Raw genomic sequence first — 17,863 nt, 5'->3', positions numbered from 1 at the left:
TTCGCCGCCCCCTTTCTCCCGACATCATCACTTTTGTTCGGCTCCAGGCGAGAAAAACACATATCACATTGATTTAAAACAACTTTAAAGATTGGCATTACTTATGCATTAGGCGATGCAGATTCCGCTTTTGTCTCAAGGAAATGTCATGAATCGCTTTGTGATTACCGACCCGCAATGGTGCATCGGGTGCAATACCTGTCTTGCCGCCTGCGCGGACGCGCATAAAACGCAGGGGCTACAACAGCATCCGCGGCTTGCCCTGACGCGTACCGCCACGCAGACCGCGCCCATTCTCTGTCGCCACTGCGAAGACGCGCCCTGCCAGCATGTCTGCCCGGTGAGCGCTATCAGCGTCGTTGATAGCGCCGTGCAGCTCAACGAGAGCCTGTGTATCGGCTGCAAACTTTGCGCGCTGGTCTGCCCGTTTGGCGCGATTACGCCCTCCGGCAGCCAGCCGGTAAGTACCCCAGCCCACTTTCAGCATCAGCCTGCTACGCCGCTGCACAATACGGTAGAAAGCGCGCCCGAGCTTCATCCTCTGCTGCGCTGGGATGTCGGTATCAAAGCCGTCGCCGTGAAGTGCGATCTTTGCTATTTCCTGCCCGCCGGTCCGGCCTGCGTACAGGCCTGCGCCACTCAGGCGCTGCACCTTGTCACCGAAGCGTCGTTACAGCAGCGGGCGAAACAACAGCAGCGGCTCGCGGCAGAGTCGCTCCCCTCCCTTTCCCCTCTCCAGGATCAACGTTAATGGATGCCCTACAACTCCTGTTATGTTCCCTGACGCTGTACGTGGCAGGCGGCCTGGCTTCATTGCTGCTTTCCAGCCGAGAAGCGCTGGCCATCAAGGCCGCGGGCATCCCGGCCCTGCTGGGCGGCCTGGCGGGCATCGCCAGCGCCGTTAGCCAGCTCAATGACGGCGCCACCCTTTTCTGGCGTGTATCAACCCCGTTTGAATTCGCCGACCTGAGCGTGCGGATGGACAGCCTCAGCGCGTTTATGGTGCTGGTTATCTCGCTGCTGGTCAGCGTCTGCGCACTCTATTCTCTGGCCTATATGCGTGAATACCTCGGAAAGGGGGCGGCGGCAATGGGGTTCTTTATGAACCTGTTTATCGCTTCAATGGTCGGCCTGCTGGTCATGGACAACGCGTTCTGGTTTATCGTGCTGTTCGAAATGATGTCCCTGGCCTCGTGGTTTTTAGTCATCGCCGAGCAAAACGACGAATCGCTGCACGCCGGGATGCTCTACTTTTTTATCGCCCACGCCGGTTCCGTCCTGATCATGATCGCCTTTTTCCTGCTCTGGCGAGAAAGCGGCAGTCTCGATTTCAGTAGCTTCCGCCCGCTGACGCTCTCCCCGGCGCTCTCTTCCGCGGTGTTCTTGCTGGCCTTTCTCGGCTTCGGCGCCAAGGCGGGAATGCTGCCGCTGCACAGCTGGCTGCCGCGCGCGCACCCGGCAGCGCCCTCGCACGCATCGGCATTGATGTCCGGCGTGATGGTGAAAATCGGTATTTTCGGCATGCTGAAAGTGGCGACCGACCTGCTGTCCCATAGCGGTATTTTGCTGTGGTGGGGGGTACTGGTGCTGGCTGTCGGCGCCATATCGGCGGTTATTGGCGTGCTGTACGCGCTGACCGAGCGCGACATAAAACGCCTGCTGGCGTGGAGTACGGTGGAAAATGTCGGCATTATCCTGCTCGGCGTCGGCGTCGGCCTGATCGGCCTGGCGCTGCGTCAGCCGGTACTTGCCGCCGTTGGCCTGCTGAGCGCGCTCTTTCATGTGCTCAACCACGCGCTGTTTAAAGGACTGCTGTTCCTCGGCGCCGGGGCGATTATCTGGCGGATGCACACTCGCGATATGGACCAGATGGGCGCACTGGCGAAGCGCATGCCGTGGACCGCGGGAGCATTCGCCATCGGCTGCCTGGCGATCTCCGCGATGCCGCCGCTGAACGGTTTTGTCAGCGAGTGGTATATCTATCAATCGCTGTTCGCCATGACCCATTTCAGCGATGTGGCGCTGCGCCTTGCCGGACCTGTCGCTATCGTCACGCTGGCGCTGGCCGGCGCGCTAGCGGCCATGTGCTTCGTCAATGTCTATGGCATCAGCTTCTGCGGCGCAGCGCGTAGCGAAGCGGCGGAACGGGCGCGCGAAGTTCCGTGGCCGATGGTCGCCGCCATGTTGATATTGGCCGCGCTTTGCGTCCTCAGCGGCGTCGGCGCGGTCTGGATTGCCCCCCAGATAATGCAGATTGTCGCCTCGCTTATTGCGACAGCCACGCCGCCCGCTGCGCAGGGCGCCGCGCTGATACCCGGCGGCTTGCACGATACCCTGCTGACGCCTTCGCTCATTCTTCTGCTACTTATCGCACTGCCCCTCATTCCCGGCGTGTTCTGGCTGATAAACCGCCCGAGCCGGGGCACGTTTCGTCGCGGCGGCGATGCGTGGGCCTGCGGTTACGGCTGGGAGAGCGCGATGGCGCCCTCAGCCAGCAGCGTTACCCAGCCGCTGCGGGTGATGTTCTCCACGCTTTATCAACTGCGTCAACGCTGCGATCCGGCCCCGACGATGTCTCGCGGACTGGCGCACGCAACGTCAGCGGCACGGCGCGCCGAGCCGTTCTGGGACGAGCGCATTATTCGCCCGACCGTTGGTCTGACGCAGCGGCTGGCGCTGATCGTTCAGCATCTTCAAAGCGGCGATTTCCGACTCTATTGCCTGTATGTGATCGCCGCGCTGCTGATCCTGCTACTGACCATTGGCGTCTGAGGATATGACGATGACCCACACTCTTTCCACCGGATACCTGCTGATTATGGCGCTGATTCAGGCGGTGATACTGTTGGCGCTCACGCCTTTTTTCACCGGCGTCTCGCGCCAGATTCGCGCCCGAATGCACTCCCGCCAGGGGCCCGGCATCTGGCAGGACTACCGGGATATCAGCAAGCTGCTGAAACGTCAGGAGGTTGCCCCCGCCTCTTCCGGGCTGATGTTCCGCCTGATGCCCTGGGTGCTGCTCAGCAGCATGCTGGTAGTGGCGACGACGTTGCCGCTTTTTGTCCGCGCCTCGCTTTTCACCGGCGGCGGCGACCTGATCACCCTGATTTACCTGCTGGCGCTATTTCGCTTTTTCTTCGCCCTCTCAGGGCTGGACACCGGCAGCCCGTTTGCCGGGCTCGGCGCCAGTCGCGAGTTAACGCTGGGCGTGCTGGTCGAACCGGTGCTCATCCTTGCCCTTCTGGTGCTGGCGTTGATCGCGGGCTCAACCCATATCGCCATCATCAGCAACGCGCTGGCAAACGGCTGGGTTTCGCCTGTCGCAACGCTGCTGGCGCTACTGGCCTGTGGGTTCGCCTGCTTTATCGAAATGGGCAAAATCCCCTTTGACGTCGCGGAAGCGGAGCAGGAGCTACAGGAAGGGCCGCTGACAGAATACTCCGGCGCCGGGCTGGCGCTGGTGAAGTGGGGGCTAGGGCTCAAACAGGTGGTGATGGCCTCGTTATTTATCGCCCTCTTTTTCCCCTTCGGCAGCGCCGTCACGCTCAGCGTCGGTAGCCTGTTGCTGTCGCTGGTCGTGACGCTGCTGAAGGTGCTGGTGCTGTTTGCGCTGGCCTCGGTGGTGGAAAACGCCCTTGCCCGCGGCCGCTTTTTGCTGACCCACCATCTGACCTGGCTCGGTTTTAGCCTGGCCGCACTGTCGTATGTTTTCTGGCTAACCGGTCTGTAAGGAGCACCGTTACACTATGGAAAATCTTGCTTTAACGACGCTGCTACTGCCGTTTATCGGCGCGCTGGTCGTGTCGTTGGCCCCGCAGAAGCAGGCAGCCAGGCTGGGCACGCTGTTTGCCGGGTTAGCGACCCTCGCGATGCTGGCGCTCAACGCCGCGTTTTATTGCAGCGGCAAAACGGCCACGCTAATTCCCCTCGCCAGCATTGGCGATACCGCGCTGTTCGGTTTCGTTATCGATCGCGTCAGCACGCTGATTCTGTTCGTCGTCGTGTTCCTCGGTCTGCTGGTCGCGCTGTACTCCACCGGCTACCTCACCGCGCAAAACCGCGAGCATCCGCACGATGGCGGCAATCGCTATTACGCCTTTCTGCTGATCTTTATCGGCGCGATGTCCGGGCTGGTGCTCTCGGCCACAATCCTCGGCCAGCTGCTGTTTTTTGAAATCACCGGCGGCTGTTCATGGGCGTTGATTAGCTACTACCAAAGCGAGAAGGCGCAGCGTTCGGCGCTAAAGGCGCTGCTGATTACCCATCTTGCTTCTCTGGGACTGTACCTTGCCGCCGCCACGCTGTTTTTACAAACCGGCACCTTTGCGCTCAGCGCCATGAGCCAGCTAGAGGGCGATGCTCGCTATCTGGTCTATGGCGGTATTCTGTTCGCCGCGTGGGGAAAATCAGCCCAACTGCCGCTCCAGGCGTGGCTGCCGGATGCAATGGAAGCGCCGACGCCGGTCAGCGCCTATCTGCACGCCGCGTCGATGGTTAAAGTGGGCGTCTACATTTTCGCCCGCGCCATTCTCGACGGCGGTAACGTGCCGACGGCGATCGGCTGGGTTGGCGTTATTATGGCGCTGGTCACGCTGATATACGGCTTCCTGATGTATCTACCGCAGCAGGATATGAAGCGGCTGCTGGCCTGGTCAACGATCACCCAGCTGGCCTACATTTTTCTGGCGCTATCGCTCTCCGTTTTCGGCTCCCCCCTCGCGTTCAGCGGCGGCATCGCCTACATCGTCAACCACGCCTTCGCCAAGAGTCTGTTTTTCCTCGTCGCTGGCGCGCTGAGCTATAGCTGCGGCACACGGCTGCTGCCTCGGCTGCGCGGGGTGCTCACCACTCTGCCGTTGGTTGGCGTCGGCTTCTGCGTGGCGGCGCTGGCGATAACCGGCGTGCCGCCGTTCAACGGTTTCTTTAGCAAATATCCGCTCCTCGCCGCCGGTTTTGCCCTCTCCAGCCAGCACTGGCTGCTGCTGCCCATCATGGTGCTGGCGCTGATCGAATCCGTGGCCAGCTTCGGCTGGCTGATCTACTGGTTTGGTCGGGTGGTGCCGGGCAAAGCGAGCGAAGAGGTCGTTCACGCCGCGCCCCTGCCGCTGTCGATGCGCCTGGTGCTGCTTGTTTTAATCGTGATGTCGCTGGTTTCCAGCGTCATCGCCGCCAGCTGGCTTCAATAAGGAGGTTAAAAATGACCGGAATATGGCTGACCAACAATCTGGCCGGGCTAATGATGTTGACCTCGCTGCTGGTGATCTGCGCGAAACCCTATCACCTCTCCTGCGCGCTATACGCCGTGCAATCGCTGGTGCTGGTAACCCTCTTTTTCACCCTGTCGCAGGTCTTCGCTGCCGAGCAGTTGATGATGTGGGCCTTCAGCGCCCTGCTTACCAAGGTGGTGCTGGTGCCGCTGATTATGGGCTATGCATTGCGAAAAATGGCGCCCGTACGCGCTGAACAGACACTTTTCAGCCCGGTGACGATGGCGCTGCTGGCGGCGCTGATCGTCTTACTGTGCGCTTTTGTCGTGCAGCCTGTTCGCCTGCCAATGGCCGCCGCGCTAAAACCGGCGCTGGCGGTGGCGCTGGGGCATTTTCTGCTGGGGCTGCTGTGCATCATCAGCCAGCGCAACATCCTGCGGCAGATTTTTGGCTACTGCCTGATGGAAAACGGCTCGCATCTGGTGCTGGCGCTGCTCGCCTGGCGCGCACCTGAGCTGGTGGAAATCGGTATTGCGACCGATGCCATTTTCGCCGTCGTGGTGATGGTGGTGCTGGCAAGAAAAATAGGGCGCACTCACGGCACGCTGGATGCCAACGACCTGACTGCGCTGAAGGGATAACAAATGAGTCACTCTGTCATGCTCACCTCGCTGCTGTTGACGCCGCTGGTTATTTCACTGCTCTGCTTCGCCTGCCGCTGGCTTGGCGACGGGCAACATCGGGCCGTCACCCTGCTGCATACCTCAGGCATCACGCTGCTGCTGGCGGTGTCGCAGCTCACGGTCGCCACCGCGCTCGACGAGGGAGAGATATTCTCCCCTTTGCGCTGGCTGCATATTGATAGTCTGAGCGGCCTGTTTCTCGCCATCCTTGGTATTATCGGCTTTCTGACCGGCCTGTACTCCATCGGCTATATGCGTCATGAAGTGGAACACGGCGAGATTTCGCCAGCCACGCTCTGCCACTACTACGGCTTTTTTCACCTGTTCCTGTTTACCATGCTGCTGGTCGTCACCAGCAATAACCTGATCGTGATGTGGGCGGCCATTGAGGCGACCACCCTGAGTTCAGCGTTTCTGGTGGGCATTTACGGCCAGCGTTCATCGCTGGAGGCGGCGTGGAAATACATCATTATTTGTACCGTCGGCGTCGCCTTTGGCCTGTTCGGTACCGTGCTGGTATATGCCAACGCCGTCAGCATCATGCCTGACCCGGAACAGTCGATTCTGTGGACGGAAGTGCTGAAACATGCCGCCAGCCTCGACCCCACGCTGATGCTGCTGGCCTTTGTCTTTATCCTCATCGGTTTTGGCACCAAAACCGGCCTCTTCCCGATGCACGCCTGGCTGCCGGATGCCCACAGCGAGGCGCCAAGCCCGGTCAGCGCCCTACTGTCGGCGGTGCTGCTGAACTGCGCGCTGCTGGTGCTGATTCGCTACTACATCCTGATTAGCCACGCGGTCGACAGCGGCCTTCCCGCCAGGCTGCTGCTGATCTTCGGCCTGCTGTCGGTGGCGGTTGCCGCGCTGTTTATCCTCGTCCAGCAGGATATGAAGCGACTGCTGGCCTATTCCAGCGTGGAAAACATGGGGCTTATCGTGGTGGCGCTGGGGATCGGCGGGCCGCTCGGCGTGCTGGCGGCACTGCTGCACACCCTCAACCACAGCCTGGCGAAAACGCTGCTGTTCTGCGGCTCGGGTAACGTGCTGCTGAAGTATGGCACCCGCAACCTCGACGTGGTGTGCGGGATGCTGAGAATTATGCCGCTCAGCGCCGTCTTGCTGGCCGGCGGCGCGCTCGGGCTGGGCGGGATGCCGCCGTTCAACATTTTCCTCAGCGAATTTATGACCGTTACCGCTGGGCTGGCTCGCGGCCACGTGGCGCTGACCATTGTGCTGCTCCTGTTGCTGACGCTGGTGCTGGCCGGGCTGATTCGCATGATCGCCCGCCTGCTGTTTGCTCGCCCGCCCGAGGCGGTGAGCCGGGGCGAATTAGGCTGGCAGACCACCGCACCAATGGTGCTGCTGCTTTTCATGATGCTGCTCATGGGCACCTGCATCCCACAGCCGGTTGCTCGCATGCTGGAGAACGCCTCGGCCATCGTCCTGTCGGGGTCGGCAGACAAACCCATTTCTCTTAGCCACTGGCAATCCCTTTTTCCCGCAACTACCGCATCTGCATCGGAGAGTAAAAGTGAACTATCTGGACAGCGTTAATGACTCGGCGCCGCGAGGCGAGGCTTACCTTGCGGCAGTCAAGCAGCAGTTTCCCGGCGCGGTGCTGGAGGCGGTGCGGCAGACCCACAACCAGCTGACCATCACGGTAAAAACCCACCAACTGCCAGAGGTCGTCCACTTTCTCTACTATCAACACGACGGCTGGCTGCCGGTGCTGTTCGGCAACGATGAGCGTGAGCTGAACGGTCACTATGCGGTCTATTACGCCCTGTCGATGGAGGGGGAAGAGAAGTGCTGGGTGGTAGTGAAAGCGCTGGTGGACGCGACCAGCCGCGAGTTTCCCTCGGTCACACCGCGCGTTCCCGCCGTCGTCTGGGGCGAGCGCGAGATCCGCGATATGTACGGGCTGATCCCGGTCGGTCTGCCGGACCAACGCCGTCTGGTGCTGCCGGACGACTGGCCGGAAGATATGCATCCGCTGCGGAAAGACGCCATGGACTACCGTCTGCGCCCGCAGACCACTGACGATGCGGAAAGCTATCCCTTTGTGAACGAGGGCGACCGCGACGCGCGTATTATTCCCATTGGCCCGCTGCACATAACCTCCGATGAACCAGGACACTTCCGTCTGTTCGTCGACGGCGAGCGGATTGTCGATGCCGACTATCGCCTGTTCTACGTCCATCGCGGCATGGAGAAGCTGGCGGAAACGCGCATGGGCTACAACGAAGTGACGTTTTTATCCGATCGCGTCTGCGGCATCTGCGGTTTCGCCCACAGCGTCGCTTACGCCAGTTCGGTGGAAAACGCGCTGGGGATTATCGTGCCGCCGCGGGCGCACGCTATCCGCTCAGTGCTGCTGGAGGTTGAACGCCTGCACAGCCATTTATTGAATCTAGGCCTCTCCTGCCACTTTGTCGGCTTTGATACCGGCTTTATGCAGTTTTTCCGCGTACGAGAAAAGTCGATGACCATGGCCGAACTACTCACCGGCTCGCGTAAAACCTACGGTCTGAACCTGATTGGCGGCGTACGCCGGGATATTCTCAAAGAGCAGCGTCTGCAAACGCTGAAGCTGGTGCGGGAAATGCGTGCTGAAGTGTCCGATCTGGTCGAGATCCTGCTGGCGACGCCCAATATGGCGCAGCGTACCCAGGGCGTCGGTATCCTCGACCGCCAGATAGCGCGCGATTACAGCCCGGTCGGGCCGTTGATCCGCGGCAGTGGCTTCGCGCGGGATTTGCGCTTCGATCACCCTTACGCCAACTACGGCAACCTGCCGAAAACCCTGTTCAGCATGGACAGCGGCGACGTTTTTGCCCGCGTCATGGTCAGGGTAAAAGAAACCTTCGATTCGCTGATGATGCTGGAGTTTGCCCTCGACAACCTGCCCAATACGCCGCTATTAACCGAAGGATTCAGCTATCGACCGCACGCCTTTGCCCTTGGCTACGTTGAGGCGCCGCGCGGCGAAGACGTGCACTGGAGCATGCTTGGCGATAACCAGAAGCTCTTCCGCTGGCGCTGCCGTGCCGCCACTTACGCCAACTGGCCGGTACTGCGTTACATGCTGCGCGGCAACACGGTCTCCGACGCACCGCTGATTATCGGCAGCCTCGACCCCTGCTACTCCTGCACCGATCGCGTCACGCTGGTCGATGTGCACAAGCGCAGGCAGACAACCGTGCCGTACAAAGATCTTGAGCGCTACGGGCGGGAACGTCGCCACTCACCGCTGAAGTAAGGACCGAATCGATGCTGAAATTACTCAAAACCATCGTAGGCACCGGCGAAGCAACGGTGAAATATCCCTTTGCCCCGCTGGAGGTGTGCCCCGGCTTTCGCGGGAAACCAGAGCTGAATGCGCAGCAGTGTATCGCCTGCGCCGCCTGCGTCACCGCCTGCCCGGCCAATGCACTGACGATGGAAACCGACACCCAAAGCGATACCCGCACCTGGCAGCTGTATCTGGGACGCTGCATTTACTGCGGACGCTGCGAGGAAGTCTGCCCGACGCACGCCATCCGACTGTCGGAAAACTTCGAACTCACGGTGCTGCGTAAAGACGATCTCTACACCCGCGCACGCTTTACGCTACAGCGCTGTCGCGTATGCCAACGGCCTTTCACGGTGGAAAAATCCATCGCGCTGGCGGTTGCGCTGCTGGTACAGCAGCAAAAAGATGCCGCCAACCTGTCGCTGCTGCGTCAGCAGTCGGCGGTTTGCCCCCAGTGCAAGCAACGTGCGGCCCTCGCCGGCTGCGATGGGCTCACACTCTCCTTTTCGAATAAGGAGCAACGATGAATACGCCACAGGTTGTACACCCGCATCATACCAGCCAGCCCCTGATTATTGACGAGCAGACGCAGGCGATGAAGCGCCTGCTGCTCAAGGATATCCGTCGCTCCGCCTACGTTTACCGGGTGGACTGCGGCGGCTGCAACGGCTGTGAGATTGAGATTTTTTCCGCCATTACGCCGCTGTTCGACGCCGAACGCTTCGGGATTAAGGTCGTCGCCTCTCCGCGTCATGCGGATATCCTGCTGTTCACCGGCGCCGTGACCCGTGCGATGCGGATGCCGGCATTACGCGCCTATCATGCTGCGCCCGATCGCAAAATCTGTATTTCCTACGGCGCGTGCGGGATCAGCGGCGGTATCTTTCACGATCTCTACTGCGTGTGGGGCGGCAGCGACACCATCGTACCCATAGATGTCTGGATCCCCGGCTGCCCGCCAACGCCGGCGGCCACTATCCACGGTTTCGCCGTCGCGCTGGGGCTGTTGCAGCAGAAGATCCACGCCGAGGAGTGCGTTAACGCGGCTGAACCCGCGCAGCTACGCCAGCCGTCGATAGCCAGCGCCCTGCGCATTGCCATCGAACGTGAAGCCCGGCGGCTGGCGGGCTATCGTCAGGGAACGGAAATCTGCAACGGACTGTTTAATACGCTACGCGAAGATCCCTCCGGCGAGTTGGTCGACATCTGGCTGCAGCAGGCTGACGATCCGCGCTTAAATGATATCGTCCATCAGCTTTTGCGCATTCTGGAGGCACAGCGTGGTTGAAGAAAAAGGCGAAATCGTCTTCTGGACGCTACGGCAAAAGTTTATCGACAGCAGCACCACGCTACCGGAGCAGCATCGTCAGGTGATGTACTACTCGCTGGCGATCGGCCATCACGTCGGCATCATTGACTGCCTGCGGGTGGCGCTACGCTGCCCGCTGGTCGAATACCGCAAATGGGCGCAGCAGCTGGCAGACGAACAGGCACAGCGCAAAATGCTGGGCGTATTGACGTTCGGTGAAATCATTATCGACGCCAGTCACCTCTCGCTGCTGCGGCACGCGCTGGCCCCGCTGGCTGACGATACCTCTTCCGAGCAGCAGGCATTCAGCAAAGACATGCTTTCACTGCTCGACGACATTGCCTATGAGCCCGCTATTTATCTGCTGGCCAGACATATTGCCTGACACGAGGCCATAGACGTGAAACAGATAACAATATAGTTAGCATGGTTATTATAAGCTCATTTTTTAGCCGCGACGCGCCCCTTGCGCCACACGCTACCAGTAAAAAGGATTGCGGATGACTCAGTTCGACGAGGCTAATATCGCCCCGCTTCCGGGTATGTCATTAAAAGAATCAGTGAATACGGTACTACAACATCTCCGCCAGCAGAGCGACAAAGCCTCGCTGCTGCGGGCGTTTATTCCTTTGCCCCCGCCGTTCAATCGGGTTCAGCTTATCGAGCTGCATTTTATTGATAGCGGCTTTTATTACCGCTGCTTTGATGATGGCAGCGTGGCCTGCAGCAGCCACGGCTGGCAGGGAGAGTGTAGCGACAGCTCGATTCATATGATTTTACTCAGCAACGCGCTGATGGCGGAGCTGCGCTTTATTCGCTGCGACGGCGGCCGGTATACGCCGCAGGATACACAACTCTTTTCATGGCTGGCGCGGCTGGCAAGGCCGGTGCTGGAAAATTTTCTGCAGCAGGAGATACTGCGCGCCAGCCTGCAAACGCTGGCCCAGGAGCGCGACCACCACCAGATTCTGGTCGATATCACCAACTCGGTGCTCTCGCATCTGGAGATGGAGGAGCTGGTGAGCGATGTGGCGCGAGAGATTCACCACTATTTTGGCATCAGCGCCATCGGGATCATTCTGCGTGACAACGGCAGGCCCGGAAAGCACAGCGTTCACTATACCGAGTTCTGCGAAGAGGGGCCGAGAAGCCAGCACTATATTTTGCAGGAGATGAGCCCGGTCCTCACTCAGGCAATGACGCAGAACCAACCGCAGCTGTATCAGCAGGATGACAGCAAGTGCTGGCAAAACGACCCGTTACTTTACGAAGCGGCTCATCGCGGCCTGAGTAACATTCTGGTGCTGCCACTCACCTTCGGCAACCACACGCCGGGCGTGCTGCTGCTCGCCCATGCCTCGACGACGCCGTTTGAACGCGAAAATGGCGCGTTGCTACAGCAGATTGCCGATCGCATCGCTATCGCAGTCGATAACGCCGATGCCTGGAGCAGCATGACCGCGCTGAAAGAGAGCCTCAAGCAAGAGAACAGCCAGCTGAGCGCGCAGCTGCTGTCGAGCATGGGCGTAGGCGATATTATTTACCAGAGCCAGGCGATGCACGACCTGTTGCAGCAGGTCGATATCGTCGCGCAAAGCGACAGTACGGTGCTGATTTGCGGCGAAACCGGGACGGGAAAAGAGATTATCGCCAGAGCGGTACATCAGCTCAGCAACCGTCACGATAAACCGCTGATCAAAATCAACTGCGCGGCAATTCCCGCCAGCCTGCTGGAGAGCGAGCTTTTCGGCTACGATAAAGGGGCGTTTACCGGCGCCATCAACACCCACAAGGGGCGGTTTGAAATCGCCGACGGCGGGACGCTGTTTCTGGATGAAATCGGCGATTTGCCGCTGGAGCTACAGCCTAAGCTGCTGCGGGTGCTGCAGGAACGAGAGATTGAGCGGTTGGGCGGCAGCCGCACCATCAACGTTAATGTCAGAGTGATTGCCGCCACCAACCGCGACCTCCGCCAGATGGTCGATAACCGCGAGTTCCGCGACGACCTCTTCTATCGTCTGAACGTCTTTCCTCTTGAGCTTCCGCCGCTGCGCGAGCGCCCGGAAGATATTCCGCTGCTGGCAAAATATTTTACCCGCAAGCTCGCCCTGCGCATGAACCGCACCATCGACAATATTTCGCCACAGACGCTCGAACAGCTGGTCTCCTATGACTGGCCCGGCAACGTGCGGGAGCTGGAGAACGTGATTGAGCGCGCCGTCTTACTGACGCGCGACACCACCCTGAACCTGCACCTGACTCAGCAATCAACGCGTCTGTTGCCAACGTTTAAGAACGTCGAACCGCCCGCGGTCAACCCGGTACAGCAAATGCTGCATCCCGGGCCGCCGGAAAACGACGACGAAGAGCGACGCGTTATTGTGCAGGCGCTACGGGAAAGCAACGGCATTGTCGCCGGGCCGCGAGGGGCGGCGAACAGGCTGGGGATGAAGCGCACCACGCTGCTCTCGCGCATGCAGCGTTTAGGTATCTCACCACGAGAAGTCTTATAGACAGGCAGGAAGCCCACCATGAAAAGTCGCCGTCATGACCTCCCGCACTCGCTACTGGCCGTCGCCAGCCGCGCCGGAATGGCACGGGCGGAACAGAGCCCGGCGCAGCGCTTTGTGCTGGCCGCCAGCGCCGGTATTTTTATCGCCATCGCCGCCGCGTTCTACGTTTCCCTCAGCCAGCAGCCCAACACGCTGGTCAGCGTACTGGCCAGCGGCCTGTGCTTCACGCTGAGTTTGATTCCGGTCGTACTGGGCGGCGCTGAACTGTTTCCGTCTATGCTCGCCACGACCGCCGCAGCCGCGGGTGGCTATATTAGCCCACGCGAAGCGCTCTGCAGCGGCCTGATTGTCTGCGCCGGAAATACGGGAGGCGTACTCTTTTTGGCCGCGCTCATGTGGTTTTCCGGTCTGTGCACGGGCGGCGACGGCCGCTGGGGGTTGCGGGTACTGCAAATATCGGCGCATCATCCGGGCGACACGTTTATCACCAACCTTGGGCTCGGGATGGTCGGCAATTTACTCTTATGCTTTGCCGTGACAATCAGCCACGCTTTCCATTCGTTGACGGATAAAATTCTCGCGATGCTGCTGCCGCTGAGCCTGTTTTCCGCCAGCGGCGCGGCACACGGTATGGTTAGCCTGTTTCTGCTACCGCTGGCCATCGCCGTTCAGTCTTTTGCTCCCGCCCGTTTCGGGTTGCTGAGCGGCAGCGATAACGCGCTCAGCGCAGGCTATTTACTGGCCGGGAATCTCTTCCCGCTGGTGTTGGGTAATCTGATCGGCGGCGGGTTGCTGCTGCTGGCGCTGGTTCGCCTGCAGCGGCATCATGCGTAACCGTATCAGCGCTGCTCGTCGGCTTTGTTGGTACTCAGACCGTCGGCGTCGTCATCCGCCACCAGCCCATCCGGCCAGGCGTGCACGACCGCTTTAATCAACGTGGCCAGCGGAATGGCGAAGAACACGCCCCAGAATCCCCACAGGCCGCCAAAAATCACCACCGAGAGAATGATCACCAGCGGATGCAGGTTCACCGCCTCAGAGAACAGCACCGGCACCAGCAGGTTGCCGTCCAGCCCCTGAATAATCAGGTAGACCGCAAACAGGCTCCAGAACTCGGTGCCGAGGCCAAACTGGAACAGCGCCACGCAGACGACCGGAATGGTCACCACAAATGCGCCGATATACGGAATCAGTACCGACACGCCCACCAGCACCGCCAGCAGCAGCGAGTAATTAAGGCCAAACATCAGGAACCCGAGCCACGTGGCGACGCCGACGACGATCATCTCCAGCACCTTGCCGCGAATGTAGTTAGTGATCTGCTGGTTCATCTCTTTCCACACCTGCCCCGCCAGCCCGCGGTTGCGCGGCAGCACGCGACGCACGGCGTTGAGCATCTGCTCCTTGTCTTTGACCAGGAAGAAGACCATCAGCGGCACCAGCACCAGATAGACCGCCAGCGTCAGCAGCCCCACCAGTGAGGCAACCGAGTATTTCACCACCGAGTCGCCCATGGTCAGCATGCGGGTGCGCATGTTTTCGGCCATGGCGTCGATAATCCCGGCATCCATCAATGCCGGATAGCGACGCGGCAGGGTGGCGGCAAAATCAGAGAGTTTGTTGAGCATGCCTGGCATATCGCGAATGAGGTATATCCCCTGCTGCCAGGCAATCGGCATCACCACGAAGGACATCAGCAGCAGGATGCCGACAAACAGCACCAGCACCACGCTGGTCGCCCAGGTGCGCGACCAGCCCAGGCGCTCCAGGCGAACCGTCGGCCATTCCAGCAGGTAAGCCAGCACTAGTGCAACCAGCAGCGGCGCCAGCAGGCCACTGAAGAAAAACAGAATGCAAAACCCGGCCACCAGGATGACCAGCAGCGCGATGGCCTCCGGGTCGCTGAACCGGCGGCGGTACCATTGCATCAACATCTCGAGCATAAATCTATTCCCTGAAGCCTATCGCGTTCATACAGAACATGAATTGTATCTAAGTGTCACAAAAAAGACTCCGCTTTTTATTTTTATCCCTGCAATCTGGTGATTATCGTTTTCAACCCGTGATCAGATAGATACACTGCCAAAGTAGCCCATAATGGAACGTAACATTATGCTGTTGGTCAAAACAGGCACATCCCACATTACAGGACAGAGGTTATGTTCAGGCAGTTGAAAAAAACGCTGTTGGCATCCCTTATTGCGACGCTCGCTTTCGGCCAGATTGCCCCCGCCTTCGCGGACACAACGGATAATCTGCCGGACATGGGTACATCCGCAGGAAGCACGCTCTCCATTGGTCAGGAGATGCAGATGGGGGATTACTATGTTCGACAACTGCGCGGAAGCGCGCCGCTGATTAACGATCCGCTGCTGGTGCAGTACATTAACTCACTGGGTATGCGGCTGGTCTCGCACGCTTTTTCCGTGCGCACCCCGTTCCATTTTTATCTGATCAATAACGACGACATTAACGCCTTCGCCTTCTTCGGCGGCAATGTCGTGCTGCACTCGGCGCTGTTCCGCTACTCAGATAACGAAAGCCAACTGGCGTCGGTCATGGCGCACGAAATCTCCCACGTCACCCAACGCCACCTGGCGCGCGCGATGGAAGATCAAAAACGCAATGCTCCGCTGACGTGGGTCGGCGCACTCGGTTCTATTCTGTTGGCGATGGCCAGCCCGCAGGCCGGGATGGCGGCGCTGAGCGGTACCTTAGCCGGCACCCAACAGGGCATGATCAGCTTTACCCGCCAGAACGAAGAAGAAGCCGACCGCATCGGTATTCAGGTACTTCAGCGCGCCGGCTTCGACCCGCAGGCCATGCCTGCATTTATGGAGAAGCTGCTCGATCAGTCACGCTACTCCTCACGTCCGCCGGAAATGCTGTTAACCCACCCCTTACCCGAGAGCCGTCTGTCCGATGCGCGTAACCGCGCCAACCAGATGCGTCCGGTGGTGGTACAGTCTTCCGCCGACTTCTACTTTGCTAAAGCGCGTACGCTTGGCATGTACAACAACGGGCAAAACCAGCTCGGCAGCGACCTGCTCGACAGCTGGTCGAAAGGCAACGTGCGCGAACAGCACGCCGCCCAGTACGGCCGCGCGCTGCTGGCCATGGAAGCCAAAAATTACGCCGAAGCCAGCAAGCTGCTCCAGCCGCTGCTCAGCGCCGACGGCCAAAACGCCTGGTTCCTGGATCTGGCCACCGATATCGACCTGGGCCAGAACAAAACCAACGAGGCAATTAGCCGGCTGAAAAATGCCCGCGAACTGCGCACTAACCCGGTCCTCCAGCTTAACCTGGCTAACGCCCTGTTAGAAGGCGGGCAAGCTGGCGAAGCGGCCACCATTCTTAACCGCTACACCTTTAATAACAAAGATGATACCAACGGCTGGGATCTGCTGGCCCAGGCGGAAGCGAAGCTCGGCAACCGCGACCAGGAGCTGGCCGCACGCGCCGAAAATATGGCGCTGGTCGGTCGGCTCGACCAGGCAATTTCCCTGTTGAGCGCCGCCAGCGCGCAGGTGAAATTACGCAGCCTGCAGCAGGCGCGCTACGATGCGCGCATCGACCAGCTGCGAGAACTGCAGGAACGCTTCCGCCCTTATCAGAAAATGTAACAGGAGAGACGATGACGGATTCGGTCACGATTTACCACAACCCGCGCTGCTCAAAGAGCCGCGAGACCTTGAGCCTGCTGAAAGATAACGGCATTGACCCTAACGTCGTGCTTTACCTCGACACGCCGCCAGACGCCGCAACCCTGGCTAAGCTGATTAAGATGCTTGGCCTCAGCAGCGCCCGCGAGCTGATGCGGCAGAAAGAAGATCTCTACAAATCGCTGAACCTCGCCGATAGCCAACTGAGCGAAGAGCAGCTTATCCAGGCGATGGTTGAGAACCCGAAGCTGATTGAGCGTCCTATTGTCGTCAAAAACGGCCAGGCGCGCATTGGCCGCCCGCCAGAGCAGGTGTTAGAGATTGTGGGCTAATTCGCCTTAAGGCCGCAGCGCTTCCAGAAAAGCCTGCGGCGTCATATTCCCCAGCTTTTTCTGTTGTTTCCCGCCGTTAAATAACCCACACAACCTGCACGCCAGCTCATCCGGCGTGTAGATGCTTGCCGCTGGAATAATCTCTGGCAGCGGTGAGGTTACCGTGACCGCCTGCCGTTTTTCGCCCGAGGGCATGACGCTGGCGTTTATTCCTCGCTCAGCCAGATGCTGGCGCAGCGTGGCGATATATGCATCATTCAGCCACTCGTCACTTTTAATCTCAACAGATTGGATATCACCCGGGAACTGCGCCAGCACCTCATCCAGCCAGTGAATCACCAGTGGCGACGACATCCCCGAATAGATCCGCGCCGTGCACCAACCGCTCACCGGCTCCTGCGCCCACAGCAGGTGATGATCGCCATCATCATCCATATGCAGCGACAACGCGCGGTAGTGCAGCGTTAGCGTCTGCGGCCGCATTCCCGCCTTGAGCGCCTTCTTACCCTGTAGCGCCTGTTCAGCCGTTTTCGAATAAGATGGCGCCAGATAACGACTAAGCGTCGCCCGTGACAGCGGAATGCCTAAACCTTCCACCACGATAAACAGCAGATCGTCCAACGGCGCGCTAAGAATTTCACGCAGGGCGTTAATCAATACAATCTGTTCTTGTCTCATCGCTTTGTGTACAACCTTTGGCGTCGTACTTCGATCTGCCGTCTGCTCGCGATTACGCCAACGGCGAACCGTCGTCACGGAAATACCCAGCTCAACTGCCAGTTCACGGTCACTTTTATTCGATTCCTGGAGATATTTGCGGATACGAGGCGTCGTCGTCGCATTAGCGTGCAGCTTAATTTCCATG

The 17,863-nt window shown here is 59.6% G+C and carries 16 protein-coding genes; 14 read left to right on the top strand and 2 right to left on the bottom strand.

Translation table 11 applies throughout. The annotated features are described in order from the left end of the window. Positions 1 to 148 precede the first annotated feature (148 nt). The 12 genes from NNN71_RS00495 (at position 149) to NNN71_RS00440 (ending at position 13,838) form a co-directional block, all read left to right on the top strand. Positions 149 to 751, top strand: a complete 603-nt coding sequence (locus NNN71_RS00495) for a 4Fe-4S dicluster domain-containing protein (RefSeq protein ID WP_271457655.1) — start codon at positions 149 to 151, stop codon at positions 749 to 751. Then, a complete protein-coding gene (hyfB, locus tag NNN71_RS00490; RefSeq protein WP_271457654.1) occupies positions 751 to 2,772 on the top strand; it encodes a hydrogenase 4 subunit B in 2,022 nt (673 codons plus the stop codon). Before NNN71_RS00495 ends, hyfB begins: the two co-directional genes overlap by 1 nt. Positions 2,773 to 2,782: 10 nt before the next feature. Next, complete coding sequence (locus NNN71_RS00485; protein ID WP_271457653.1) at positions 2,783 to 3,730, top strand: respiratory chain complex I subunit 1 family protein; 948 nt, start codon at positions 2,783 to 2,785, stop codon at positions 3,728 to 3,730. Positions 3,731 to 3,746: 16 nt separating this feature from the next. Next, complete coding sequence (locus tag NNN71_RS00480) at positions 3,747 to 5,186, top strand: hydrogenase 4 subunit D (RefSeq protein WP_271457652.1); 1,440 nt, start codon at positions 3,747 to 3,749, stop codon at positions 5,184 to 5,186. Positions 5,187 to 5,197: 11 nt separating this feature from the next. Beyond that, positions 5,198 to 5,848, top strand: coding sequence for a hydrogenase 4 membrane subunit (gene hyfE, locus NNN71_RS00475; RefSeq protein ID WP_249022916.1), 651 nt, complete (start codon positions 5,198 to 5,200; stop codon positions 5,846 to 5,848). Positions 5,849 to 5,851: 3 nt separating this feature from the next. After that, positions 5,852 to 7,444 carry a hydrogenase 4 subunit F gene (locus NNN71_RS00470; protein ID WP_271457651.1) on the top strand — a complete coding sequence of 531 codons (1,593 nt, stop codon included), beginning with the start codon at positions 5,852 to 5,854 and terminating at the stop codon, positions 7,442 to 7,444. Then, positions 7,431 to 9,149, top strand: coding sequence for a hydrogenase large subunit (locus NNN71_RS00465; RefSeq protein WP_271457676.1), 1,719 nt, complete (start codon positions 7,431 to 7,433; stop codon positions 9,147 to 9,149). The genes NNN71_RS00470 and NNN71_RS00465 overlap by 14 nt, the downstream gene beginning before the upstream one ends. An 11-nt stretch (positions 9,150 to 9,160) precedes the next feature. After that, on the top strand, positions 9,161 to 9,709 hold the full coding sequence (gene hyfH / locus NNN71_RS00460; RefSeq protein WP_271457650.1) for a hydrogenase 4 subunit H: 549 nt from the start codon (positions 9,161 to 9,163) through the stop codon (positions 9,707 to 9,709). Further along, complete coding sequence (locus tag NNN71_RS00455; RefSeq protein ID WP_271457649.1) at positions 9,706 to 10,470, top strand: NADH-quinone oxidoreductase subunit B family protein; 765 nt, start codon at positions 9,706 to 9,708, stop codon at positions 10,468 to 10,470. Before hyfH ends, NNN71_RS00455 begins: the two co-directional genes overlap by 4 nt. Continuing rightward, positions 10,463 to 10,876, top strand: a complete 414-nt coding sequence (locus NNN71_RS00450; protein WP_271457648.1) for a formate hydrogenlyase maturation HycH family protein — start codon at positions 10,463 to 10,465, stop codon at positions 10,874 to 10,876. The genes NNN71_RS00455 and NNN71_RS00450 overlap by 8 nt, the downstream gene beginning before the upstream one ends. A gap of 115 nt (positions 10,877 to 10,991) precedes the next feature. Next, positions 10,992 to 13,004, top strand: a complete 2,013-nt coding sequence (locus tag NNN71_RS00445) for a sigma-54-dependent Fis family transcriptional regulator (protein ID WP_271457647.1) — start codon at positions 10,992 to 10,994, stop codon at positions 13,002 to 13,004. Between the two features lie 18 nt (positions 13,005 to 13,022). After that, positions 13,023 to 13,838 carry a formate/nitrite transporter family protein gene (locus tag NNN71_RS00440; RefSeq protein WP_271457646.1) on the top strand — a complete coding sequence of 272 codons (816 nt, stop codon included), beginning with the start codon at positions 13,023 to 13,025 and terminating at the stop codon, positions 13,836 to 13,838. A gap of 5 nt (positions 13,839 to 13,843) precedes the next feature. Here the strand turns inward: NNN71_RS00440 and NNN71_RS00435 are convergent, their stop codons facing one another. Continuing rightward, entirely contained in the window at positions 13,844 to 14,947 is a 1,104-nt protein-coding gene (locus NNN71_RS00435; RefSeq protein ID WP_163446578.1) for an AI-2E family transporter, read from the bottom strand. 216 nt (positions 14,948 to 15,163) lie between these two features. On the opposite strand from NNN71_RS00435, the gene bepA reads away from it, so the two are divergent. Both bepA and arsC read left to right on the top strand, forming a co-directional pair. Then, complete coding sequence (bepA, locus tag NNN71_RS00430; RefSeq protein WP_163446577.1) at positions 15,164 to 16,627, top strand: beta-barrel assembly-enhancing protease; 1,464 nt, start codon at positions 15,164 to 15,166, stop codon at positions 16,625 to 16,627. A gap of 11 nt (positions 16,628 to 16,638) precedes the next feature. Next, positions 16,639 to 16,998, top strand: a complete 360-nt coding sequence (gene arsC, locus NNN71_RS00425) for an arsenate reductase (glutaredoxin) (protein WP_065355891.1) — start codon at positions 16,639 to 16,641, stop codon at positions 16,996 to 16,998. A gap of 6 nt (positions 16,999 to 17,004) precedes the next feature. Here arsC and NNN71_RS00420 read toward each other — a convergent pair whose 3' ends face one another. Further along, entirely contained in the window at positions 17,005 to 17,862 is an 858-nt protein-coding gene (locus NNN71_RS00420; RefSeq protein WP_271457645.1) for an XRE family transcriptional regulator, read from the bottom strand. Between the last annotated feature and the right edge of the window lies 1 nt (position 17,863).

It is taken from the genome of Kluyvera sp. Awk 3 (genome assembly GCF_028069715.1).
Classification (GTDB): Bacteria; Pseudomonadota; Gammaproteobacteria; order Enterobacterales; family Enterobacteriaceae; genus Kluyvera; species Kluyvera georgiana_A.
The sequence above is the reverse complement of the archived record's forward strand: the minus strand, read 5'-3'. Positions and strand labels throughout refer to the sequence as shown.